This is a genomic window from Actinoplanes sp. NPDC049118, from assembly GCF_040648555.1.
GTDB lineage: Bacteria > Actinomycetota > Actinomycetes > Mycobacteriales > Micromonosporaceae > Actinoplanes.
Map to the genome: position 1 here is coordinate 20,808 of NZ_JBEZDY010000031.1, position 22,511 is coordinate 43,318.

The window sequence follows — 22,511 nt, forward strand, 5'->3', positions numbered from 1 at the left end:
TCCCAGCGAGAAGAGGTACGTGATGACGATCGTGGACGAGCCGACCGCGGAGACCGGCGGCTTCGACGCGCTCACCCCCTGGCAGGAAGCCGGGTGGCGCGACGAGGCGCTGTCCTGGGTGGAGGACGCGCTGCGCGCCGCGGGCCGCGAGCCCGTGGACCGCGCCGGCTTCGGGGTGCGCCTGCGCCCCTGGTCGGTGGTGGTCCGGGTGCCGACAGACGGGGAGACCGCCTGGTTCAAGGCCAACCCGCCGGCGTCCGCGTTCGAGCCCGAGCTGGCGGCCGCGCTGCCCGGCTGGGCGCCCGGCCACGTGCTGACCCCGCTCGCGGTGGAGCCCGGACGCGGCTGGACGCTGTTCGGCGACGGCGGGCGGTCGCTCGCCGACGGGCCGCAGGACGCGGGAGCCTGGGTGGCGCCGCTCCAGCAGTACGCGGAACTGCAGCGCACGCTCGCACCGCGCGCCGAGGAGCTGATCGGGCTCGGCCTGCCCGACCGCCGCCCGGCGATGCTGGCGGGCGGCATGGCGCTGCTGACCGCGCGCGCCACCGCGGTGGACGACGCGGTGCACGACGCGCTGGGCGGGCTCCGCGCCCGCTTCGCCGGCTGGTGCGCCGAGCTCGACGGCTCGGGCATCCCGATCACGCTGGACCACGGCGATCTGCAGGACGGCCAGGTGTTCCTCGGCCCGGACGGTCGCCACCGCTTCCACGACTGGGACGCCGCGTCCGTCGCGTTCCCCTTCACCAGCCTGCTGGTGGTCGCCCGGGTGATCCGGCAACGGTTCGGCGCCGACGGCCCGGCCGTGCTGCGGCGGCTGCGGGACGCCTACCTGGAGCCGTGGACCGCGGACGGGCACAGCCGCGCCGACCTGGACCGGCTGGCCGGGCTGGCGTGCCGGGTCGGCCCGGTCGGCCAGGTGTTCCGCGCCCTGGCGGTGGGCCGGATGTTCCCCGGATCGCCGGTGGACGCCCGGGCGGTGCACTCGGTCGCCGCGCAGGAGGCCCTGGTCGCGGCCTGCGGCCTGATCGCCGCGGATTAGCCGCGCGGCCCGCGCGGGACGGCGAAGGGCGCCCGGAGCAGGCTCCGGGCGCCCGGTGTGGTCGAACCCGCGCCTCACACGCGCGTGCCCGCCACCTTGACCTTGCCGAAGGCGCCCGCCTTGGCGTGCCCGGCCAGCGTGTCGCCGTCCCGGGTCACCTCGAACGACAGGGTGATCGGCATGGTCGACATGGGAACCTTGAACCGGAGCAGGTCGCCGTCGATCGCGCCGTCCTCGATGTCGTTGATCCGTCCGCCGCCGGCGTCGACCTTGCCGACCAGCCGGCTGCCGTCGCTCTCGAACTGCGCCGTCGCCTCCTGCTTTCCCAGCGCGCTTCTGATGACGATGTGCCATTGTCCGTCGATACTCATCGCCCGATGGTCGCGCCTTTTCCGGCGACGGTCGACCGCGTTCGTCCAAGACAGGGGCCGGCGCCCTCGATAGGGGATGCTAGGGGATCTGTGAAACGCCCTCCGTCGATATTTTGGTGAAATTCAGCGACTCCGTTCATACCAATAATCGACGCCGTTTCGTGAAGGAGGGCGATCGTGACCAAGCCACTGTACGAACTAGGGGAGACCCCGCCGCTCGGTGTGGTCCCAGCACAGATGTACGCGACGGTCATCCGGCGGGAGCGCTTCGGCGAGCCCGCCAAGGCGATGCTCACCGAGGTCGTCGACGTCCCGCGCCCCGGCCGCGGCGAGGTGCTCGTCTACACGATGGCCGCGGGTATCAACTACAACAACGTCTGGGCGTCCCTCGGCACCCCGCTCGACGTGATCTCGATGCGGCAGAAGACCCTGGGCGCCACCGAGGCCTTCCACATCGGCGGCAGCGACGGTGCCGGCGTCGTCTGGGCCGTCGGCCCGGACGTGCGGGACGTCAAGCCCGGAGACCACGTCATCACCTCCGGCGGCCAGTGGGACGAGACCGCGCCGGACGTGCGCCTGGGCGTCGACCCGATGTTCGCCAAGTCCCTGACCGCCTGGGGCTACGAGTCCAACTACGGCTCCTTCGCCCAGTACGCGCTGGTGCAGGAGCACCAGTGCCACCCCAAGCCGGCCAACCTGTCCTGGGAGGACGCCGGCAGCATGCTGGTGACCGGTGCCACCGCGTACCGGCAGCTGACCAGCTGGGCGCCGCACGACGTGCGGCCCGGCGACGTGGTGCTGATCTGGGGCGGCTCGGGCGGGCTCGGCTCCGCCGCGATCCAGATCGTGAAGAACCGCGGCGGCATCCCGATCGCCGTGGTCTCCAGCGAGGAGCGCGGCCGCTGGTGCCTCGAGCTCGGCGCGAAGGGCGTCATCAACCGCAACGAGTTCCACCACTGGGGCCGGCTGCCCGACATCGACGACGTCCCGGCCGTCGAGGCGTGGAACGCCGAGGCCCGGCGCTTCGGCAAGAAGATCTGGGAGATCCTGGGCGAGCGCCGCAGCCCGCGGATCGTGCTCGAGCACCCCGGCGAGGACACCCTGCCCACCTCGATGATGGTCTGCGACACCGGCGGCATGGTGGTCATCTGCGGCGGCACCAGCGGCTACAACGGCGACATCGACCTGCGGTACCTGTGGATGCGCAGCAAGCGGCTGCAGGGCTCGCACGGCTCCAACGACCGGGAGAACCGCGAGGTCATCCAGCTGATGGCCGACGGCCGGCTGAGCTCCTGCGTCACCTGGTGCGGCACCTTCGACCAGATCGGCGAGGCGCACCAGATGCTCCACGAGAACCGGCACCCGATGGGCAACATGGCCGCCCTCGTGAACGCCGTCAGTCCCGGTCTCACCACGCTCTGAGCCTGAAAGGCCTTCCCATGCGCGTTCTGTCAACCGTCACCGGCTCACAGGGGCACGCCCGTGCGGTACTCCCGCTGGTCCGTGCCCTGGCACAGGCCGGGCACGAGGTCCTGGTCGTCCTGCCCGAGCACCTCGCCGACGTGTACGCCGACTGCGGTGCCCGGGTCGACCCGGCGATGCCGGACTTCGTCGACTCGATGAAGGAGCTGCGGTCCATGCGCGACGCGCTGGACCCGGAGATCTTCGGCTCGGGCGAGGAGATCGACACCCGGATGCAGATGATCGGCTTCGCCGCGGGGCCGCACGTCGCCGCCGCGTACCACGTGATCCTCGAACTGGCCCGGGACTTCCGCCCGGACATCGTGCTGCGCGACGGCGGCGAGCTGGCCGGCTGCCTGGTGGCCGAGAAGCTCGGCATCCCGCACATCTCCGCGCCCTCCGGCGCCGGCAACCTGGTCGACCCGGACGGGGTGGCCAAGCTGCTCAACCAGCGCCGCGCCGAGCTCGGGCTGCCCGAGCAGGACGACAAGTGGTCCATCTACCGGTACGGCCGGATCAGCTGCCTGCCGCACGCGTACAACTTCGCGGCGTTCGACCTGCCGGCGCCGTTCGAGTACGCGCAGCCCATCTCGGTGGACGGCACCGAGATGCTGCCCGCCGAGTACGCCGGCCTCTCCGGCGACAAGCCCGTCGTGCTGGCCTCGGTCGGCACGTCGCTGCCGGTCGTGCTGGCGATGCAGATGATGGGCATCCCGCTGCCCGACGGCATGGCGGAGCCGGCCGAGACCCTGCGGTCCATCATCGGCGGTCTGTCCGCCCTGGACTGCCACGGCATCGTGTCCACCGGCGGCCTGCCGACCGACGACATGGAGGTCGGCCCGGGTGTGCAGATCGCCGACTGGGTGCCGCAGCCGTTGCTGCTTCAGTGCACCCAGGTCTTCCTGACCCACGGCGGCTACAACAGCATCCGCGAGGGCATGCGCGTCGGCGTGCCGATGGCGGTGCTGCCGCAGTACAGCGACCAGCACCACAACGCCGCCCGGATCGAGGAGCTCGGCCTCGGCGTGCACGTGACCGACGTCAGCTCCGAGGGCATCGCCTCGGCCTGCAAGCGGCTGCTGACCGACGAGCGGATCCTGGCCAACGCGCGGGCCGCGCAGCGCCGGATCCTCGGCCTGCCGGGCATGGACGCGGTCATCGGCCACCTGGAGCGGCTCGCCGCGAGCGGCGGAGCCTCGTGACCTCCGCGGCCCTGGCGCTCAGCGACTCCGTGCTGGGCCTGCGGCCGGACGACCGGGTCCTGGTCGTCGCCCCCCACCCGGACGACGAGACGATCGGGCCCGGCGGGACCCTGGCCCGCCTCTCGGCGACCGGCGTGGCGGTGCACGTCCTGTGCGTGACGGTCCGCCGCGGCCGGATGTACGGCGGCGCCAGCGACCCGTTCCTGCGCGAGCAGGAGTTCGCCAAGGCCTGCGCGGCGCTGGGCGTGCGCAGCAGCGTGATCGCCTGGATTGACGAGACCGGCACGGTCGACGTCTGCAACCGCCAGCGCGAGCTTGTCGATCTCATCGAACGGCACGAGGAGGTCTCGCTCGCGACGGTGGATCCGGTGGCGCTGTTCATTCCGTCGGCGGGCGGCTACCACCAGGACCACCAGGCGGTGCACCGGGCCGGCTTCGCCGCCGCCCGGGTGCATCCGGCCGGGCTCAAGCCGACCCCGCGCATCGTGCTCGGCTACCGCGGCGTCGAGGACCGCTGGAGCGCGGAGAACGAGTCCTGGTGGGTGCACGTGGACACGACGGCGTACTGGCCGGCCAAGGAGGAGGCGCTGCGGGCGTACGGGTCACAGATGCGTGCCGCCGGTCCCCGCTCCATCGAGCACGTCGACCGCATCGACTCGGCCGCCGGGGCGTCCATCGACGTCGGGCACGCCGAGAGCTTCGTTCCGTACCGGCTGGCCTGCTGACCGGCCCGACCCAGAGGTGACGACGATGACAGCGTTACGCATAGGCATGGTGGGCATCGGCTACGCCGGCCTGCCCATGGCGGTGGCCCTCGCCCGGGCCGGCAACCAGGTGTTCGGCTACGACATCGACCGCCACCGGGTGGACGTGGTGAACGCCGGCCGGTCCCCGGTGGACACGGTGACCGGCGAGGAGATCGCGGCGCTCGGCACGGACCTGCGCGCCTCCGCCGACCCGGCCGTGCTGGCCGGCTGCGAGGTGATCCTGATCTGCGCGCCGACACCGGTGGACCGCGGCGAGCCCAACCTGCGGCCGCTGCTCGGCGCGGTGGCGACCGTCCGCGACCAGCTGCGCCCCGGCCAGCTGGTGGTGGTGGAGTCCACCACCCACCCGGGGACCACGGACGGGCTGGTGCTGCCGGTGCTGGAGGAGTCCGGGCTGGTCGCGGGCGTCGACTTCAACCTGGCGTACTCGCCGGAGCGGATCGACCCCGGCAACGCCCGGTTCGGGGTGGCCAACACGCCGCGGGTGGTCGGTGGCCTGACGCCGGCGTGCCGCGACCGGGCCGCCGCCGTCTACGACCAGGTGGGGCAGGTGCACCTGGCCCGCGGCATGCGGGAGGCCGAGGCGGCGAAGATCCTCGAGAACACCTACCGGCAGGTCAACATCGCGCTGGTCAACGAGTTCGCGCAGATCTGCCACGGCATGGGCATCGACGTCTGGGACACCATCGAGGCGGCCGCCACCAAGCCGTACGGCTTCGCGTCCTTCTGGCCCGGCGCCGGGGTCGGCGGCCACTGCATCCCGGCCGACCCGCTCTACCTGGTGCACGAGGCGGCCTCGCAGGGCATGGCGTTCCGGATGGCGGAGACCGCACACGAGATCAACGAGAGCCAGCCGCTCTGGGTGGCCGACCGGGTCTGCAAGGAGTTGGAACTCGGCGGGATCCCGGCGGCGGGCGCGGCGACCGTGCTGCTGCTCGGCGTCACCTACAAGGCGGACACGGTCGACACCCGGCACACCCCGGCCGCGCCGATCGCGCGGTTCCTGCAGGACCGCGGCGTGCGGGTGCTCTGCCACGACCCGTACGCGAACGGCCTGGCCTGGCCCGGCGGCCGGATCGAGCGGGTGCCGGACCTCGACTCGGCGCTGGCGCAGGCGGACATGACCGTCCTGCTCCAGCGGCACCGCCAGTACGGCCCGGAGGTCTTCGCCGCCGCCCGACGGTTGTTCGACACGACCGGTTCGGTCGCCACGCCGCGCACCGTCCGGCTCTGAGCCCGCCGGCGGGTGGAGAACGGGTGGAGCCGGCGGCCCCGGATCTCCACCCGGTCTCCACCCGCGGGAGGTGCCGGCCCCCCAGGGCGCCTCGATAGCTTCGGAACGTCCTATCCGGAAGGAGTTCGAGATGAATGTCGCATTGGACACGGACAGCCTGATGACCATCCTGCTGATCCGCTTCGGTCTGATCGTGGCCGGCGTCGCGGTCCTGGTGCTGCTCGCCTTCACCGTGCTGGTGGTGCTCAAGCGCAAGGGCCGGCTCGACGAGGCGCGCAAGCTCGGCGATTACGTCGCCCCCGCGGCCCGCGCCTACCTGGACAGCCGCCAGGACTACCGGGGCGGCTACGGCCGGCGCGGCGGGCTGCTCTCCACCATCGTGCGCGTCGTCGTGAACTCGCTCGACAGCCGCAACGGCCGGAGGTGACGGATGTCGGCGCTCGACGGCGATGAGCTCATGCACCACCTCTTCATGGATCTGCTGTGGAAGATCGGCATCGTGGCGGTCGCCGCGGTTGTCGTTATCATCCTGATGGTCGTCATTTACCGAGTGGTCAACAAGAAGTAGAAACGACCTGCATGCACAAGCGCTGGCACTTCGTGGACCGGTTGGCACCCAGCTGGCTGGTGGTGCAACTGCTCGGCACCGCGGTACTGGTGCTGAGCCTGATCACCGCGCGCGAGGACACCGTCGGCATCTGGGCGGTGTACGCGGCCTCGATGCTCGCCTGGATCGCCTTCATCATCGTCGCTCCGTGGAGCCCGCAGCCGGCCAACGCGGCCCTGGCGCTCAGCGCCCTGCTGCCGGTGTTCGTGGTGGGCTCGGCGGACGACCCGACCGCCCTGGTCCTGATCTGCGTGCTGCTCAGCCGGTTCGCCTCGCTGACCGGCCCGAGCGGCGGGGCGATCGTCGTGGTCGTGAGCGGCGTCCTGGCCGGCAGCGTGCTGAGCTATCTGCTCACCGGTCATCCGTGGGACGACGTGCTGGGCTATCCCGGCCTGATCCTGCTGGTCACGCTGCTCGGCCTGCACCGGCGGCAGTACGAGCTGCGCACCGACCAGGCGGAGGAGCTGCTGCGGCAGACCTCGCTGGCGCAGCAGGAGCAGGCCCGGGCCGCCGCCCTTGACGAGCGCGCCCGCATCGCCCGGGAGATGCACGACGTGCTGGCGCACTCGCTGGGCGCGCTCGGCATGCAGCTCAAGGTCGCCGAGGCGCTGCTCGCCGACAAGGGCGACGTGCCCGGCGCGCTGGCCCGGGTCCGCCGGTCGAACCGGCTCGCCGAGGAGGGCCTGATCGAGGCCCGCAACGCGGTGGCGGCGCTGCGCGGCGACGTGCCGTCGCTGCCGGACGCGGTGGCCGACGTCGTCGACGCGTTCCGACGTGACCATCAGACCCCGGTCGACCTGCGGGTGTCCCCGCGCCACCGGCCGGCCTCCAGCGCGGCGACGGTCTCGCTGGTGGGTGCGTTGCGCGAGGCGTTGACCAACGCGGCCAAGCACGCGCCGGGGGAGCGGGTGGCGGTGGACCTCGACTACACCGCCGACGACCTGATCCGGCTGGAGGTGCTCAACGACCGCCCGGCTCCGACGCCGGCGGGTGAGCGGGAGACGGTCTCCGGGTACGGCCTGACCGGCATGCGCGAGCGGCTGGCGCTGGTCGGCGGCACCCTGACCGCGGGCGAGCGCGACGGCGGCGCCGGCTGGCGGGTCACCGCCCAGGTGCCGGAATGACTCAGCTCTCGTAGGCGAACCACTGCGCGTACGTGCGGATGCCCTCGATCAGCGGGACCCGCGCGCGCCAGTCCCACCGGTCCGACCGCCCCGCCGGCCACGCTGCCGGCACGGGCAGGCCGCCGTGCTCCTCGTCGGAGATCGGTACCGGCCGCACCGCGGCGCGGACACCTTCCGCGAGCTCCGCGCCGCTCAGCGGCGGTGCGCTGGCAACGAAGACGCCGTCGCGGCCCGCCGCGGCGAGCACGGCGGCGGCCAGATCGTCCACGTGCACCAGCCGGTGCGCCGCGGCGCCGTCCGGCGGCCGCGGCAGGGGCATCCCGATCAGGCACCGCCGGACCAGCTCGGGCAGCATGGTCCCGCCCGGCATGCCGGGCCCGTACGCCGTGCCGGCGCGCAGCACGGTGACTCCCGCCGGCGGCGCGGCGACCGCCTGCTCGCCGGGGACGATGCGGATCAGCCGCGCCCCGCCGAGCACGTCGCGCGGCACGTCCGCGCCGTCGGCGGCGACGATTACGTCGGCGTCGGCGCAGGCTCCCGCGAGCCGGTCGCCGGTCAGCGAGCGCACCCCGGGGTGGTCCTCCACCGCCTGGTCGTCGTCGACCGAGACCAGGTGGTGGCCGGCGTCGGCGAGGCAGCGCACGAGCCGGCGGCCGGGGAATCCGCGGCCGCCGAGCACGACGATCCGCAGCCGCCGCGCCGCCGTCCGGCGCGCGGCCGGCCGCGCCTGCGTCCCGGCGGACACGGCGGCGCGGGCGAGCCGCAGCGACACCTCGGCCAGCTGCCGCGGCGCGGTCAGGTCGTGCCGCTCGCACAGGCCGCCGGGGCCGATGGTGGCCAGGGCCCGGTCGGCGAGCTCGGCGGGCACCTCGCCGCCGCCAACGAGCACGCCCATCAGGTAGGCGGTGAGCCAGACGCCCCAGAGCTCCGGCTCGCCGACGCCGGCCGTGCCGGCCGGATCGGCGCGCAGGCCGGCGACGGCCTCGGCGTACCCGGCGCGGCACTCGAGTTCGGAGAGTCCGAGCCGCGACAGCTGCCGCTCGCCCGTCACCGTCTCCCAGCCGAGCCGCTCGCCGGTGAGCATCCGGGTCGCGCACCAGGAGATGCCCTGCTTGAAGAAGGGCACGACGGCGAACGACGCGACCGGACCGCCGGGCGGCGGACCCGGCGGACCGGGTGGGCACGCGGAGCGTCGCAGCCCCTGGAAGTCGTGCCCGTTCAGGCTGGCCAGTGCGTCGTGCTCGACCAGGTTGGGCGCCGCGAGCAGCGTCGGCACGCCGCGCTCCCGCAGGTAGCGGGCCATGATCACATCGTCCTGCCAGGTGCCGCCGTGGCGGCGGCCGAACGCCTCGAAGCCGCGGGCGACCTCGGCCGGCAGCGCGAGTGCGACCGACGGGGTGTACTCCGCGGTCGCCCTCGCCCAGCTTGCGCCGGAGAGCACCGCGAGCCGGACCGCGGCGCCGTTTCGGGAGTTCCAGTTGGTGTAGAAGGCCAGCGCCGCGCGTGGCTGCGCGGCGACGGCGTCACGCACGGCGGTGAGGAACCCCGGGCCGAACAGGGCGTCGTCCTGCAGGACCAGCCGGTGCGAGTCCTCCGCGCCGGTGCCGGACCAGGCCAGCATCGCCGTGCGCAGCGCCGTCGGCGGCCCGTCCGGCTCGGGGTCCAGGGTCAGCCCGAGCAGGCCGCCCGGCGCCCGGGCCAGCACCTCCCGGGCCGGCCGCAGCCGGCTCGGGTGCGCCATGACGGTGGCGCTGAGCCGGATCCCGGCCGGGGCGCCGCCCGGATCAGGCACGCGGCCGGGCACAGCGCAGGTCGGTCGGCTCGTAGCGGTGCAGGTCGCCGGGCAGGTCCCGGCGGCGGTTCACCCGCAGCTTGCGGTAGGCGCGGGTGAGATGCTGCTCGACCGTGCTGATGGTCAGGAACAGCTGGGCGGCGATGTCCCGGTTGGTGTAGCCCTGTACGGCGAGCGCGGCCACCCGGCACTCGGCCTCGCTGAGCACGGTGACACCGAGCGGCGTCGCATTCGGACAGCCGCCGTGCTGGGGTGTTCGTTGCCGGATCCCGGCCGCGGATTCTGCATGCATGTGATGACTCCCCCGTGACGCATGTGACCAGAGTGCGCGGCGGCCCGCGACCGAGGCAGGCCTCCTCGGCACCCCCGTGCCGCCGAGACCCGCCCGCCTCCGCCTGACCGCCGAAGTCCGCAGTGGACCCGCACGCAAGCGGACGAGCCCCGTGGTTCATCTCAGCGAACAATGTGGATTAGAATAGCGACTGACGTAACCGTGTCAACTGGTGTACTGTCTGCGTGCAAGTGGACGTTCACGTCGGCGAACGAGGTGGTAAGCCATGGCAGCCGGCGCGGAGACCGGACCGCTCGCACAGCGGATCGACAAGCTGTTCAAGACCGTGCGCCCCCGTGGCCGCGAGTACACGTACGACGAGGTCGCGCACGGCTGCGAGGCGATGGCCGGCACCTTCTCGAAGACGTACGTGTGGCAGCTGCGCACCGGGCAGCGCGACAACCCCACCAAGCGGCATCTCGAGGCGCTCGCCGCCTTCTTCGGCGTACCCGTCGCGTACTTCTTCGACGACGAGGCCGCCGCCCAGATCGACTCCCAGCTCGAGCTCGCCGTCGCCCTGCGCGACGCGGCCGTGCGCGACATCGCGCTGCGGGCCATGACGATGGACGAGGCCACCCGTCGGTCCGTGGCGCAGATCGTCCGCGAGATCAGCAACATCCGGGACAGCAGCAGGGCGACCGGTTCCAGCCGGCCCGCCCCACCGGAGGCCGGACCGTGAGCCTGCCGGCCGCACACGCCCGTCCGGTGCTGTCAACGATCGACCACTTCGCGCAACAGGTAGCTATTTCTCGTTAGGGTGTCTGCCGTGCGGTATCGAGAGTTACGTCGTCGCTGCGATCGACATGTGCGCTCGCTGATGCAGGCCGACGGCCTGCCCGATCCGTTCACCCTGGACGAGTTCATCGCCCGGCTCGCCCAGCGCCGTCAGCGCCGCATCGAGCTGCACCCCAACGACCACCTGCCGGGCCATGCCTGCGGGATGTGGCTGAAGCTGGCCGACGTCGACATCATCGTGTACGCCCGCACCGCCCAGCTGCACCAGGAACACATCGTGCTGCACGAGGTCGGCCACATGCTCTGCCAGCACCGCGGCGAGACCGGGATCGGCGACGAACTGACCCGCATCCTGATGCCAGACCTCGACCCCGCGATGGTCCGCAGCCTGCTCAACCGCACGTCGTACAGCGACGCCGAGGAGCAGGAGGCCGAACTGCTCGCCACGCTGATCCTGGAACGGGTCGCCGACCGCAGGCCGGGCGTCGACCCGGTGCTCAACGCGCGGCTGGCCCGGCAGATGGACCGGCTGAAGTCGACCTTCAACGGATGAGGTGGCCGTGGCGACCGTGGTGATGGTGCTGGCCGGCCTGCTCGGCCTGTGCACCTGTGCCCTGAAGGCGCGGGACGCGATCCGGCACCCGGAGCGCCCCGCGCTGCGCGCCCTGTGCATCATGCTCGGCGTCTTCGGCCTCGCCTTCATCGTGACCGCCCCGCCGATCACACCCTGGCTCAGCGGGGTCATCGGCATCCCGAACAGCGGGCGGCTGGTCGGCAACACGCTGACCCTGATCAGCGCCGCCGCCTTGCAGGCGATGATGCTCTACCTCGCCGAGCGGCCGGAGGACGCGCGGCCCCGCGTGCGGGTGCGCCTGATCGCCCTCGCCCTCGCGGTCACCGGCATGGCCGTCACGCTGCTCGGCAGTGACACGGTGGAACGCAACGACTTCCTCACCGCGTACGCGGACTATCCGCCGATCATCGGGTACCAGTTCTGCTATCTGGCCTTCCTGAGCCTGGCCATCACCGACCTGCTCACCCTGTCGATCCGGTACTCGCGCTACGCGCAGGGAGCCCTGCGGTACGGCCTGCGCCTGGTCGCCGCCGGCGCCGTTGCCAGCGTGGCCTACTTCGCCTACAAGCTGGCGTTGCTGATCGGCGGCTGGACCGGCCACCGGCCGGGCGGCGACGAGTCCATGATCTCCGCGGCGCTGGCCGGTACGGCCGGCATCCTCGTCGCCGTCGGCGCCACCATGCCGCTGTGGGGCCGGCACGCCGCGGTTCCCTGGATCCGCCTGCGGCAGTACGTGAGCTACCGGCGGCTGACCCCGCTGTGGTCCGTCCTGAACGCCGCCGTGCCCGAGGTCTCGCTCGTCTCCGGGCAGGCGATGGCCGGCCGGTACGGGCGCGGCGAGATCGGCATCCGGCTCTACCGCCGGGTGATCGAGATCCGGGACGCCCAGCTGATCCTGCGGGCGCACAGCGATCCCGCCGAGGTGCAGCGGGTGGAGGCCGAGGCGGCCGGGCGCGGGCTGGCCGGTGACCGGCTGCGCGCCGAGGTCGACGCCGTCGAGTTGATCACCGCGCTGCGGGTGGCCGGCGAGAGCGCGGACCGGCGCGGCGCAACCGCCGTCCCGGAGCGCGAGGAGACCGACCCGGCGGACGGCGACGCCAGCCTCAGCAGCGAGAGCCGCTACCTGGAGAAGGTGGCCGTCGCCTTCCGCCGTCAGCAGGCCGAGAGGCCGTCCGCCCCGGAGCCGTCCCTGTCATGACCGCGACCCGTACCGCGGAGCCGGCCGCCGCGCCGCGCGCCGCGAAGCTGATCACCGATGTGCTGTCCCCGGTCGTGCTGGTCAGCGTCCAACTCCTGCTGGTGCCGGTGCACGCCGCCGGCATGCTCCCCGGCCTCGCCTGGGGCGCCGTCGCCGTCGCCTTCGTCAGTGCCGCGCCGCTGGCGTACATCCTGTTCAGGGTGCGCCGGCGCACCCTGACCGACGTGCACATCGGGGTCCGCGAGCACCGGCGGCTGCCGCTGCTCGTCGGACTGGTCACCGTGCTGGCCGGGCTGGCGCTGCTGGCCGCCACCGGCGCGCCGCGTGAGCTGCTCGCCCTGATCGCGGCGATCGTCGTGCTCGCGGTGGCCACCATCGCGATCACCGGTCTCTGGAAGATCTCGGTGCACGCGACGGTGGCCATGATGACCGTCGGTGTCCTCGTCGCGCTCTTCGGGCCGTGGCTCTGGCTGACCCTGCCGGTCGTCGCCCTGATCGGCTGGGCCCGGGTCGCCCTCGCCGACCACACCGTGCCGCAGGTCCTGGCCGGGGCCGCGCTCGGTCTATGCGTGGCGGGAGCGTTCGTACTGGCGCGGTAGCGGCACCCGGCCGTCGCCCAGCACCCCCGCGCTCCCGCACGCGTGCAGGGCCGCGTAGGCGAAGGCCAGCACGATCCGCCGCGGCTCGTACAGCTCCTTGCCTTGCCACAGCGGTGCCCGGCCCTCCGCCGGGAAGTCCGCCGCGCAGCCCGCCAGCAGGTACGCGGCGCCGCGGCGCAGCGCCGTGGCGGTGTCCGGCGCGTCGGCGGCGAGCAGCGCCCGCAGCGCGTAGGCCGTCTCCTCGTAGGTGCCGTGCCAGACGCCCCACGAGCCGTCCTCGCGCTGCGAGTCGAGCAGCCACCGGACGGTCCGCGTCACCCGGTCGGCGGTGCCCGGATCGCAGGCCAGGGCGAGGGTTGCCGCCGAGGTGGCGTAGTAGGGCGACGCGTGCCACTTGTCCGCCCAGAAGCCGTCGTCGTTCTGCGTGGCCATCAGGTAGTCCCGGGCGGTCCGGGCCCGGACCGGATCGCCGTACGCGCGCAGGGTCCGCAGCACGTGCGCGTTGGTAGAGATAGACGGCGTGCGCTCCACTGTGAACGTGGCGAAGTGCCCGGGGCGCTCGTAGCGGTCGAGCAGGCTCGGGTCGGGGGAGGCGCCCAGGTAGGCCAGGGCGTACAGCACGCACGCGGTGTCGTCGGCGTCCGGCGGCAGTCCGTATCCGGGTACCGCGCCCTCGGGCCGCAGCGCCGTCGTGAGCCAGTCCCGCGCCCGCCCGGCGCGGCCGGGCTCGAGCGGTACGCGGCTCTGCACCATCGCGCTCACCACCCACGCGCCCTCGAAGAACTGCACCGGCGCCACCGTCGGCCAGCCGCCGGCGTACCGGGCCGCCTCCGCGGTCAGGAACGCCTCCGCCTCGGCGGAGGTCTCGGGCGCCCACGCGAGGGCGGCGGCGGTGGCCGCCGGGGAACAGGTCATCGCGCCCTTGACCAGCGACGCCCTGGCCGCGGCGGCCGGGCCCAGCACCTCGAGCGAGTGCCACAGCGGCGGCGGCAGCCGGGCGTCGCCGGTGAGCCGCCGGCGCAGCCCGTGCAGCCGGGCCAGCCACGAGCGCTGCATGTCCAGCGCGGGCGCCAGCGGGCTCGCCCCGTCGGCGACCAGGGCCTCCAGCAGATCGGGCATGATGAGCTCGACCGCGACCGTGTCGGGCTGCCGCTCCGGGGCGAAGTGCACCAGCTGCCCGGCGAGGAACCCGATGCCGCGCTCCGCCGCCGCGCGGTGGCCGAGCAGCGAGAGCGTCCGCACGGCGCTCAGCGTCGGCACCAGCCGGTAGGTGACGGCGGCCTGTGGGTATCCCCAGCTTCCGTCGGCGTTCTGGCCGTTCAGCAGCGCCCGTACGGCGTTGTCGGCCAGAGCCTGCGGCATTCCACCGGGCCGGGCGGACCAGAGCGCGACCACGCGCGCGGTGTCGTACCAGGAGATCGAGAAGTCGCTGCTGGTGTCGTCCACAATGGTGGCCAGCAGGCCGTTGAGCTTGCGTGCGCAGTGGACCAGGCGCGCTTCCTCCGGCATAGGTACCCCCCAGTGCTTAGCCGGACACAAAGCGTGGAGCATACCGGTATCCATCCATGAGGGTAAGTATCGACACCCCTCGAACGGTCTCAGTCGCGCCCGATGAACCGGCGGACCACCTCGGCGCTGGCCCGGGGCTCCCGGTCGGCGGTGAACAGGCCGAAAGGCACCTCGTAACCGTCGTTCCACTCGTAGTTGTCCACACCGGTCCAGAGGAAGGCGCCGGCCACGTCGATGCCGTCCGCGATCGCCGCGCCGACGTGGTCGAGCGACCTGGTCAGGTAGTCGGCCCGGGCCCGGTCGTCGGTGCCGCCGTAGCCGAGCTCGCTGATGAGCAGGCGCCGGCCCGGCAGCTCGGCGGCGAGCCGGTCGAGCACGACCCGCAGCCCGTCGGCCCACGGCACGTAGCCCTGCGGCCCGGTGGCCTCCCCGGGCGGGTACGGTCCCGGGCGGCCGCGCTCGTCGACCTCGACCCCGAAGTAGTAGGAGAAGCCGATGTAGTCGAACGCGTCGCCGTACTCGTCGCTGCGGGCCAGCCGCAGCCAGGAGTCCCACAGCACGCCGTCGTGGCCCTTCGCGGCGGGCGCGGCCGCCTCGCTGCGCGCGATGATCGGTGCCAGCGCCTCGACGCTGGCGGTCGGGCGGCCGGTCTGCCGCAGCACCCGGGCGGCCTCGAAGTCGGCCAGCTGGATCGCGTGCAGCGCACGTCCGAAGGTGGCCTGATCACGGATGCCGGGCGGGAACTGGCCGGTCAGATAACGCTTGGTGGCGAAGCTGGCCGGGCCGTTCACCGGCTTCCACCCGGCCACCAGGTCGCCGAAGGTCTCGGCGGCGAGGTCCACCCAGCGCCGCCACCGCGCCCCGGCCGCGGGGTCGAGGAAGCCGCCCGATGCCGCGAACCACGCCGGCAGCGCGCCGTGCAGCAGGCAGGCCCAGACCTCGAGGCCGGCGTCCCGGCCGGCGGCGAGGACCGCCCGGTAGTGCTCGACCGCCGCGGGGTCGACGCGGCCCTCGGCGGGCTCGACCCGCGACCAGTCGATCGTGAGCCGATGGTGGCCGAAGCCCCAGCCGGCCAGTAGCTCGAAGTCGTCGGCGTAGCGCGAGCCGAAGCCGTTGCCGTCCCCCGAGATCGGCGCGTGACCCGCGCGCTCCCAGGCGTACCAGTCCGAGGCCGGCGCGGCGCCCTCCGCCTGGGTCGCCGATGCGCTCGTACCCCACATGAAGTCCCCCGGAAGCTTCATCCGCCCAACGTACGCCAGTGCTGACCGCGATCGATCGAGGGGGCCCTAGGGGGCCGGCACGGGTACTACCCGCCGGTGCCCGGCCATAGCGTCGAGACCGACGATAGCGACGACGGGAGTGAGAAGATGAACGACCTCTTCATCGAAGCGATCCTCGAGGGTGGACCGGACGACCTGCCGGACGGCGAGCGGGTCCGGCGGGTGCCCAACGACGAGCACAAGGTCAAGATCCGGCACGGCTCCGGGTACGAGCACTTCGAGCGCCGGTACACATCGGACGGCGCCGTGCCCGCGGTCTTCGCCTGGTCGGCACGCACCCGGGTCGCGGAGTAGCGACGGCCGTCGACCTCCTCGCGCTGCCCGCGTCCGCCGGCGAGTTCTGGATGATCGGTTACCTGCTCCTGCGCGGCGTCCGCGCCGGCGCGCCGTCAGACCCGGCCGGCACGCGCCCGGGCGGCGGGTGAGGCGAACCGGTCGAAGCCGCTGTTGGCGCGGGCGCGCCGGGCTGCCGGGGTGGCGGGGATGGCTGGGGCCGGCCGCTTCGCCGGCGTCTCTACGATCTCGGCGTGCCGCGCCGCCGGGGCGGGTGCCGGCTCGGTCCGCGCCGTCGTCGGCGGCGCGGCCGCCGGGGGCGGGCCGGGCACCGGTGCGGACGCCGTCACGGGGATGCCGCCCAGGTCGTCCGGTGCGCCGGTGGTGACCCGGGTCCATCGGGGCCGGTGGCGAAGGAACACGGCCGCGCCGACGCAGATCATCAGGATGCTCACCAGGACCGTCGTCTGCATCACGCCGCCACGACCTCTCGCTCGAGCCCGAGTCATTGGTTATCTAGCCAACGACGGTAGCAGGACGTGAGGTTTCGACCAATCGCCCCGGCGGCCGGATAGCGCCTATCCTGGGCCGATGACCCCTTCGCGGCCGCTGATCGGCTTCGGTGGCTACCTGAAGGAAGCGATCCAGGCAGCCGGGTTCCCGACACCCACGCACTTCGCGCGGACGGTCGGCACCGATCCGTCCGTCGTGCTGCGCTGGCTCAGCGAGGAGCAACGGCCCACCATCAGGTCGATCGAGCGCATCGCGCCCGTGCTGGGCCGAAGCATTCCCGAGATCGTCATGGCGGCGTACCCGGATCGGCTGGGCGGGCCGCCGCCGGTCGCGCCCGCCGCTCATCCGCTGGTCCGCGAGCTCGCCCGGATCCTCGGCGCGGATTCGCCGATCCCCGCGGCCGACCGGGCCGCGCTGGAGACGGTGCTCGACCGGCTGTTCGAGCCGTACCGGAAAGTGTCGCGTCGGCGCAGGTCGGCATGATCGATATCGCATCCACACCGGAACTTCCGTAATCTCGGACCATGACTGAGCGGGCCCGCCCCGATCATGGGTCCACCTTGGGTGGACTCTCCATCCAGATGAGCAGGTTGCTGCTGGTCTCCCTCGTCGTGGCCACCGCCGCGACCGGCGCACTCATCATCACGATGGTGGTCGGACTGCCGCCCGCGCACCCGCCGCCCGGGCCCAACGGCATGCCGCCGCCCCCGCCCAACCTGCGGCCCCTCGCCACCTTCCCGGTCGTCACCGGGCTGTTCGTGCTGGCCTGGCTCTCGGTCCTGGTGGTGTTCTCACGCGACCAGATCCTGGCGCGGATCCGTCAGGTGCAGCGCGAGCCGGAGGCGGCCGTGCAGCGGATCGACGAGTTGTTCACCGAGCTCCGGTCCCAGCTCGCCGCCGACCGCGAGCGCGAGCTGCGGATGCTCGAGGAGCGCATCGCCGAGCTGACCACCGAGTACGGCGAGCAGCGCGAGACCGACGGCTACCTCAGCGGCATGCGCGTGGCGACCACCGAGGACCCGGCCGCGAAGGTTCACGCGCTCCGCCGTGACCGCCGCCCGGGGGTCTGACCAGCGCCGATCGGCCGACCACGATTCTCTGGCGATTCGGGGGTCGAAGTCCGTTTCGTCGGCCCTTCCGGGTGGGTAGACGGTGATCAGGAACATTGCCTATCCGAAGGGTCAGCGACCATGGTGACCGTAACTCTGTGCAATGCCCGGCCCGTCTCCGTCGAAAGGGAGGCGATGGCATGAGCGTCGCGAATCCCGCCACGGTCGGGGACTGCCTGCGGGTAGGTGCCGGGTTCTCCCAGGGTGACCGCAACTGGATCGCCGAGCAGTTCGCGACGCTGGACGCCCGGCTGGCCGGCTTCCATGCGGACACGACCGAGCTTGAGGTCTCGGTGAAGGACCGCGAGGTCCGGGGACAGAAGGTCACGCTGGAATGCTGGATCGCCGGCCGGCAGAAGGTCGTGACGACCTCGCAGGAGGAGGACCTGCACGCGGCGCTGAACGACGTCCGCGACGACCTGCGCCGCAAGCTCAACGACGCGAAGACCAGGCAGGAACCGCGGAACAACCGGCACCTGCGTGACCACGTCGTGCCGGAGGAGACCGAGGCGCTGCCCGAGCCCGGCCAGGGCTGACCGCCCGGTCCGCGCCCGTCCCGCCCGCAGGGCGGGACGGGCGCGGGTAGAAATTTCTCGATACTTTCGGCATTCGCAAGAAGAGTCGCACGCGAGGCCGCATCCGCATGGCGATCAGCCGCGGGCGCTTCGCACAGTTGGGCATGAGTTTGACCCTCGCACCTGGAACCGCCTGGACCGACATCCTCGCCCGGGTCGCGGCAGCCGCGCCAGAGGCCGTCGCGGCCGACCGGCTGCGCAATCTCTACGCCGGCCGGTGGCATGACGTCGGCATGCCGGCGCCCGTGCGCACGCCGGTCGACGGCACCCTGCTCACCTGCCTGTGCAGGGTCGACACGGCCACCGCGGCCGACGCCGTGCGGGCCGCGAGCGCCGCGCACCGGGTCTGGTCCGGCACCCCGCTGCGCGAGCGCAAGGGCCGCGTCGCCGCCGCCGTCGAGGCCCTCGCCGTGCACCGCGACCTGCTCGCACTGAGCCTGGCCTGGGAGATCGGCAAGCCGTGGCGGCTGGCCTGCGCCGACGTCGACCGGGCGCTGGACGGCGTCCGCTGGTACCTGGAGCAGATCGACCGCCAGACGGCCGGACGCGAGCCACTGCCGGGCCCGGTCAGCAACATCGCCTCGTGGAACTATCCGATGAGCGTGCTCGTGCACGCCGAACTGGTGCAGTTGCTGGCCGGCAACGCCGTCATCGCCAAGACGTCCTCGCAGGGTGGCGCGGTCTGCCTCACCCTCGCGCACGCGCTGATGGTCCGGGCCGGCCTGCCGGTGACGCTGCTCTCCGGCAGCGGCGAGGAACTGTCCGAGGCGCTGGTCCGCGCGCCCGAGATCGGTGCGGTCGCGTTCGTCGGCGGGCGCAGCAACGGCGGCAAGGTCGCCGCCGCGCTGCTCGACTCCGACAAGCGGCACCTCATCGAGCAGGAGGGCCTCAACGCCTGGGGTGTCTGGGAGTTCTCCCGGTGGGACCTGCTCGCCGGGCACCTGCGCAAGGGCTTCGAGTACGGCAAGCAGCGCTGCACCGCGTACCCCCGGTTCGTGGTGCAGCGGCACCTGTTCGACGCGTTCCTCGACGTCTACCTGCCGGTGGTCAAGAGCGTCCGGTTCGGGCACCCGCTCGCTGTCGAGGCGCCCGGAGACCCGCTGCCCGAGCTCGACTACGGGCCGCTGATCAGCGCCGCCAGGGCCGACGAGCTGCGCCGCAAGGTCCAGGAGGCGATCCGTGGCGGCGCCGTGCCACTGCACCGCGGCTCCGCCTCGGCGGGCCGCTTCCTGCCGGGGCAGGACATCGGCGCGTACGTGGCGCCGACCGCGCTGCTGGCCCCGCCCGGCCGTTCGCGGCTGATGCACGCCGAGCCGTTCGGACCCGTCGACACGATCATCGTGGTGGACACCGAGGACGAGCTGCTCTCCGCGATGAACGCCGGCGACGGCGCGCTGGTCGCCAGCCTCGCCGTCGACGACGAGGAACTGGGCGCGAAGCTCGCGAAGGACGTGCAGGCCTTCAAGGTCGGCATCAACCGGCCGCGGTCGCGCGGCGATCGCGGCGAGACCTTCGGCGGGCGCGGCGCGTCGTGGAAGGGCGCCTTCGTCGGCGGGGATCTGCTCGTGCAGGCGGTCACGACGGGCGAGCCGGGGGAGCGGCTGTACGGCAATTTCCCGGACTACAGCAGCTACCCGCCCGAGATGTGAGCGTACGAGATGCACCAGACTGTATGTCGTGGCCAGAACGATGAGGATCAGCACGCGCAACGCGACCTTCCAGCAGTGGCAGGCCCTGCTCACCAACCGGAACAAGCGGCAGCGCGCCGGTGAGTTCCTGGTGCAGGGCGTCCGCCCGATCTCCCTGGCCGTCGAGCGGGGCTGGGAGATCCGCGCGATGCTCGTCTCGGACGGTCCGGGCCTGTCCCGGTGGGGGCGCGACATCGTCGACATCGCGGGCGCGCCGCAGGCGGTCGTCGCCGCCGAGTTGATGCGTGAGCTGGGCGGCAAGGACGACGAGGCGCCGGAACTGCTGGCCGTCGTCGCCATGCCGGACGACGACCTCGCCCGCATCGTCGCCGCCCCGGCCATGCTGGTCGTGGTCTTCGACCGGCCGACGACGCCCGGCAACATCGGCACCCTGGTGCGCTCGGCGGACGCGTTCGGCGCGGCCGGGGTGATCGTGGCCGGGCACGCCGCCGACCCGTACGACCCGAAGGCGGTCCGTGCCAGCACCGGTTCGCTCTTCGCGCTGCCGGTGGTACGGGTGCCGAGCCACGTGGAGGTCCTCGACTGGGTGAAAGTTGTGCGTACGGACGGCGTTCCCGTGCAGATCGTGGGTGCCGACGAGCACGGACCGGTCGAGATCGCCGAGCACGACCTCACCGGGCCGACCGTGCTCGCGATCGGAAACGAGACGCACGGCCTGAGCGCCGCCTGGCGCGACGCCTGCGACGAGACGGTACGCATCCCCATCACCGGGGCCGCGAGCTCGCTGAACGCGGCGTCGGCCGGATCCGTCGCCCTGTACGAGGCGGCGCGCCAGCGGCGCATTCCGGGATAGTCGCTCAGTTTCGAGAATCCCCGGTCGAAAGGGTATGACGAGCGGTGTGTTCGATGCCGCCGTCCCAGGGGGTACGACTCGTGCGTGTTAAGGACGTAAGCGTCGGCAAGCGGCTCGGCGCCTCATATTTCCTGCTCACCTCCCTGATCGTCATCGCCGCGGGGGTCGGCTGGTGGGGGATGCAGCAGCAGAGCGAGACCCAGCGGCGCCTGGCGGCGCTCGAGCAGGTGCGCGACGACATCCAGGCGGCCCAGTACCTGGTGGCGGACGTGTCCGGCTGGCAGGGGCTGGTGGTCGCGGACGCCGGCGCGTTCGGGTACGCGCAGGCGACCGGCCCGGACGGCTTCAACCGGCAGGGCGAGCTCGAGTCGAAGAAGGCCGTCTACGAGGGCCTCGCCGCCACCCATGTCGATGACATGACCGACTCCGAGCGGGCCACGTTCGCCCAGCTCAAGCCCGCGTGGGACGACTTCTTCAAGTGGGACGAAACGATCATGGGTTGGCTGGCCGCCGACGATCAGGCCAGCCGGGCCAAGGCCATGAGCAGCATCAACGGCGGGGCCGCCTCCGACTCGTACGGCAAGGTTCTGGACGTCACGGACGCGCTCGACAAGTCCGTCAACGCCCGCGCCGCGCAGCTGCGCGCCGACGCGGCCGACGTCCGCTCGACAAGCCTCAAGGTGCTCGGCGGCACGCTGCTGCTGGCCGTCATCCTCGCGTTCCTCATGGGTACCTATGTCACCCGTTCGGTGGTCCGGCCGCTCGCGGTGGTCGTCGGTGCGCTCAACCGCCTCGCCGGGCGCGACCTCACCGCCCGCGCGGACCTCTCGCGGAAGGACGAGCTCGGCAAGCTCGGCGACGCCGTCGACCGGACGGCCGAGTCGCTCGGCGAGACCGTCACCGCGATCGCCGGGCACGCCGGCACGATCGCGGTGGCGTCCGACGACCTGTCGGCGGTGTCGGCGCGGGTCGCGGAGTCCAGCGCGCACGTCGACACCCAGGCGGCCGCGGTGGCGCAGGCCGCCGAGGGCGTCTCCGGCAACGTCCGCACGATGGCCGCGGGCAGCCAGGAGATGAGTTCCGCCATCGACGAGATCGCCCGCAACGCCGGGGCGGCCGCCGACGTCGCGACCGAGGCGGTGGCGGTGGCCACGCAGACCAACACGACCGTCGGCAAGCTCGGCGAGTCCTCGGCCCAGATCGGCGACGTGGTCAAGATGATCACGTCGATCGCGGAGCAGACCAACCTGCTGGCGCTCAACGCGACGATCGAGGCGGCCCGGGCGGGCGAGATGGGCAAGGGGTTCGCGGTGGTCGCGGGCGAGGTCAAGGACCTGGCCCAGGAGACGGCCAAGGCGACCGAGGACATCGCCCGCCTGGTGCAGGCGATCCAGGCCGACTCCGGCAACGCGACCGAGGCGATCGGCCAGATCGGCTCGGTGGTCGGCCGGATCAGCGACTTCCAGACGTTGATCGCGGCGGCGGTGGAGGAACAGACGGCCACGACCAGCGAGATGGGCCGCAACGTCCGGGAGGCGGCTAGCAGCAGCGAGAACATCGCGTCGAACATCGCGGGCGTCTCGACGGCGATGGGCGAGACGACGATCGCGGTGCAACAGGCCCGGGAGTCGGCGGAGGGCCTGGCCCGCACGAGCGGCGAGCTGCGCGACCTGGTCGAGAGCTTCAAGCTCTAGCGGGTTTGTCCAGGGGTGTGCG

24 protein-coding genes and 1 pseudogene are annotated in these 22,511 nt (G+C 72.7%); 19 read left to right on the plus strand and 6 right to left on the minus strand.

The features are described from left to right. The first annotated feature begins 22 nt into the window (after positions 1 to 22). Positions 23 to 1,039 carry a hypothetical protein gene (locus AB0B58_RS35280; protein WP_360233084.1) on the plus strand — a complete coding sequence of 339 codons (1,017 nt, stop codon included), beginning with the start codon at positions 23 to 25 and terminating at the stop codon, positions 1,037 to 1,039. 74 nt (positions 1,040 to 1,113) lie between these two features. Here the strand turns inward: AB0B58_RS35280 and AB0B58_RS35285 are convergent, their stop codons facing one another. Then, positions 1,114 to 1,410: a hypothetical protein gene (locus AB0B58_RS35285; protein ID WP_360233087.1), complete on the minus strand. Its 297-nt coding sequence runs from the start codon at positions 1,408 to 1,410 to the stop codon at positions 1,114 to 1,116. A gap of 177 nt (positions 1,411 to 1,587) precedes the next feature. Between AB0B58_RS35285 and ccrA the strand changes: the two genes are divergently transcribed. From ccrA to AB0B58_RS35320, 7 genes are all read left to right on the plus strand, one after another. Then, the gene (ccrA, locus tag AB0B58_RS35290; RefSeq protein ID WP_360233090.1) at positions 1,588 to 2,832 is read left to right on the plus strand and encodes a crotonyl-CoA carboxylase/reductase; all 1,245 of its coding nucleotides are present in this window, start codon (positions 1,588 to 1,590) and stop codon (positions 2,830 to 2,832) included. A gap of 17 nt (positions 2,833 to 2,849) precedes the next feature. Then, positions 2,850 to 4,073, plus strand: coding sequence for a glycosyltransferase (locus tag AB0B58_RS35295; RefSeq protein ID WP_360233093.1), 1,224 nt, complete (start codon positions 2,850 to 2,852; stop codon positions 4,071 to 4,073). Then, complete coding sequence (locus tag AB0B58_RS35300) at positions 4,070 to 4,798, plus strand: PIG-L deacetylase family protein (protein WP_360233096.1); 729 nt, start codon at positions 4,070 to 4,072, stop codon at positions 4,796 to 4,798. Before AB0B58_RS35295 ends, AB0B58_RS35300 begins: the two co-directional genes overlap by 4 nt. Before the next feature lie 25 nt (positions 4,799 to 4,823). After that, positions 4,824 to 6,074 carry a nucleotide sugar dehydrogenase gene (locus tag AB0B58_RS35305; RefSeq protein ID WP_360233099.1) on the plus strand — a complete coding sequence of 417 codons (1,251 nt, stop codon included), beginning with the start codon at positions 4,824 to 4,826 and terminating at the stop codon, positions 6,072 to 6,074. Positions 6,075 to 6,204: 130 nt separating this feature from the next. Beyond that, entirely contained in the window at positions 6,205 to 6,501 is a 297-nt protein-coding gene (locus tag AB0B58_RS35310) for a hypothetical protein (RefSeq protein ID WP_360233102.1), read from the plus strand. Between the two features lie 3 nt (positions 6,502 to 6,504). Then, positions 6,505 to 6,642 carry a hypothetical protein gene (locus AB0B58_RS35315; protein WP_360233105.1) on the plus strand — a complete coding sequence of 46 codons (138 nt, stop codon included), beginning with the start codon at positions 6,505 to 6,507 and terminating at the stop codon, positions 6,640 to 6,642. A gap of 11 nt (positions 6,643 to 6,653) precedes the next feature. Further along, on the plus strand, positions 6,654 to 7,805 hold the full coding sequence (locus tag AB0B58_RS35320; RefSeq protein WP_360233108.1) for a histidine kinase: 1,152 nt from the start codon (positions 6,654 to 6,656) through the stop codon (positions 7,803 to 7,805). 1 nt (position 7,806) lies between these two features. Here the strand turns inward: AB0B58_RS35320 and AB0B58_RS35325 are convergent, their stop codons facing one another. Both AB0B58_RS35325 and AB0B58_RS35330 read right to left on the minus strand, forming a co-directional pair. Beyond that, positions 7,807 to 9,597 carry an NAD-dependent epimerase/dehydratase family protein gene (locus AB0B58_RS35325; RefSeq protein ID WP_360233111.1) on the minus strand — a complete coding sequence of 597 codons (1,791 nt, stop codon included), beginning with the start codon at positions 9,595 to 9,597 and terminating at the stop codon, positions 7,807 to 7,809. Beyond that, positions 9,590 to 9,802, minus strand: a pseudogene (locus AB0B58_RS35330) (helix-turn-helix transcriptional regulator); the annotation flags it as partial. The pseudogene AB0B58_RS35330 and the gene AB0B58_RS35325, both read right to left, overlap by 8 nt. Positions 9,803 to 10,154: 352 nt before the next feature. Between AB0B58_RS35330 and AB0B58_RS35335 the strand changes: the two are divergent. The 4 genes from AB0B58_RS35335 (at position 10,155) to AB0B58_RS35350 (ending at position 13,034) form a co-directional block, all read left to right on the plus strand. Then, positions 10,155 to 10,607 (plus strand): helix-turn-helix domain-containing protein, encoded by a 453-nt coding sequence (locus AB0B58_RS35335; protein WP_360233114.1) that lies wholly within the window; start codon positions 10,155 to 10,157, stop codon positions 10,605 to 10,607. A gap of 126 nt (positions 10,608 to 10,733) precedes the next feature. Next, on the plus strand, positions 10,734 to 11,216 hold the full coding sequence (locus AB0B58_RS35340) for a hypothetical protein (protein WP_360233117.1): 483 nt from the start codon (positions 10,734 to 10,736) through the stop codon (positions 11,214 to 11,216). Between the two features lie 7 nt (positions 11,217 to 11,223). After that, the gene (locus AB0B58_RS35345) at positions 11,224 to 12,435 is read left to right on the plus strand and encodes an MAB_1171c family putative transporter (protein ID WP_360233120.1); all 1,212 of its coding nucleotides are present in this window, start codon (positions 11,224 to 11,226) and stop codon (positions 12,433 to 12,435) included. Then, on the plus strand, positions 12,432 to 13,034 hold the full coding sequence (locus AB0B58_RS35350; protein WP_360233123.1) for a phosphoesterase PA-phosphatase: 603 nt from the start codon (positions 12,432 to 12,434) through the stop codon (positions 13,032 to 13,034). The genes AB0B58_RS35345 and AB0B58_RS35350 overlap by 4 nt, the downstream gene beginning before the upstream one ends. On the opposite strand, the gene AB0B58_RS35355 is transcribed toward AB0B58_RS35350, so the two are convergent. Both AB0B58_RS35355 and AB0B58_RS35360 read right to left on the minus strand, forming a co-directional pair. Then, positions 12,999 to 14,543 (minus strand): prenyltransferase/squalene oxidase repeat-containing protein, encoded by a 1,545-nt coding sequence (locus tag AB0B58_RS35355; RefSeq protein ID WP_360233126.1) that lies wholly within the window; start codon positions 14,541 to 14,543, stop codon positions 12,999 to 13,001. The two genes, AB0B58_RS35350 and AB0B58_RS35355, sit on opposite strands and share 36 nt — an antisense overlap. A gap of 89 nt (positions 14,544 to 14,632) precedes the next feature. Beyond that, a complete protein-coding gene (locus AB0B58_RS35360; RefSeq protein WP_360233129.1) occupies positions 14,633 to 15,784 on the minus strand; it encodes a family 1 glycosylhydrolase in 1,152 nt (383 codons plus the stop codon). 126 nt (positions 15,785 to 15,910) lie between these two features. Here AB0B58_RS35360 and AB0B58_RS35365 point away from each other — a divergent pair, with 126 nt between their 5' ends. Continuing rightward, positions 15,911 to 16,117, plus strand: a complete 207-nt coding sequence (locus AB0B58_RS35365; protein WP_360233132.1) for a DUF5988 family protein — start codon at positions 15,911 to 15,913, stop codon at positions 16,115 to 16,117. A 95-nt stretch (positions 16,118 to 16,212) separates the two neighbouring features. On the opposite strand, the gene AB0B58_RS35370 is transcribed toward AB0B58_RS35365, so the two are convergent. Continuing rightward, a complete protein-coding gene (locus tag AB0B58_RS35370) occupies positions 16,213 to 16,572 on the minus strand; it encodes a hypothetical protein (RefSeq protein ID WP_360233135.1) in 360 nt (119 codons plus the stop codon). A gap of 115 nt (positions 16,573 to 16,687) precedes the next feature. On the opposite strand from AB0B58_RS35370, the gene AB0B58_RS35375 reads away from it, so the two are divergent. From AB0B58_RS35375 to AB0B58_RS35400, 6 genes are all read left to right on the plus strand, one after another. Continuing rightward, positions 16,688 to 17,092 carry a helix-turn-helix transcriptional regulator gene (locus AB0B58_RS35375; RefSeq protein ID WP_360233138.1) on the plus strand — a complete coding sequence of 135 codons (405 nt, stop codon included), beginning with the start codon at positions 16,688 to 16,690 and terminating at the stop codon, positions 17,090 to 17,092. Positions 17,093 to 17,190: 98 nt separating this feature from the next. Next, positions 17,191 to 17,679, plus strand: coding sequence for a hypothetical protein (locus AB0B58_RS35380; protein ID WP_360233141.1), 489 nt, complete (start codon positions 17,191 to 17,193; stop codon positions 17,677 to 17,679). Positions 17,680 to 17,858: 179 nt separating this feature from the next. Beyond that, positions 17,859 to 18,254: an HPF/RaiA family ribosome-associated protein gene (locus AB0B58_RS35385; RefSeq protein WP_360233144.1), complete on the plus strand. Its 396-nt coding sequence runs from the start codon at positions 17,859 to 17,861 to the stop codon at positions 18,252 to 18,254. Between the two features lie 143 nt (positions 18,255 to 18,397). Then, positions 18,398 to 19,942: an aldehyde dehydrogenase family protein gene (locus AB0B58_RS35390; RefSeq protein ID WP_360233147.1), complete on the plus strand. Its 1,545-nt coding sequence runs from the start codon at positions 18,398 to 18,400 to the stop codon at positions 19,940 to 19,942. Positions 19,943 to 19,970: 28 nt separating this feature from the next. Then, positions 19,971 to 20,795 carry a TrmH family RNA methyltransferase gene (locus AB0B58_RS35395; RefSeq protein WP_360233150.1) on the plus strand — a complete coding sequence of 275 codons (825 nt, stop codon included), beginning with the start codon at positions 19,971 to 19,973 and terminating at the stop codon, positions 20,793 to 20,795. A gap of 80 nt (positions 20,796 to 20,875) precedes the next feature. Then, positions 20,876 to 22,489 (plus strand): methyl-accepting chemotaxis protein, encoded by a 1,614-nt coding sequence (locus AB0B58_RS35400; RefSeq protein WP_360233153.1) that lies wholly within the window; start codon positions 20,876 to 20,878, stop codon positions 22,487 to 22,489. Positions 22,490 to 22,511: the final 22 nt, after the last annotated feature.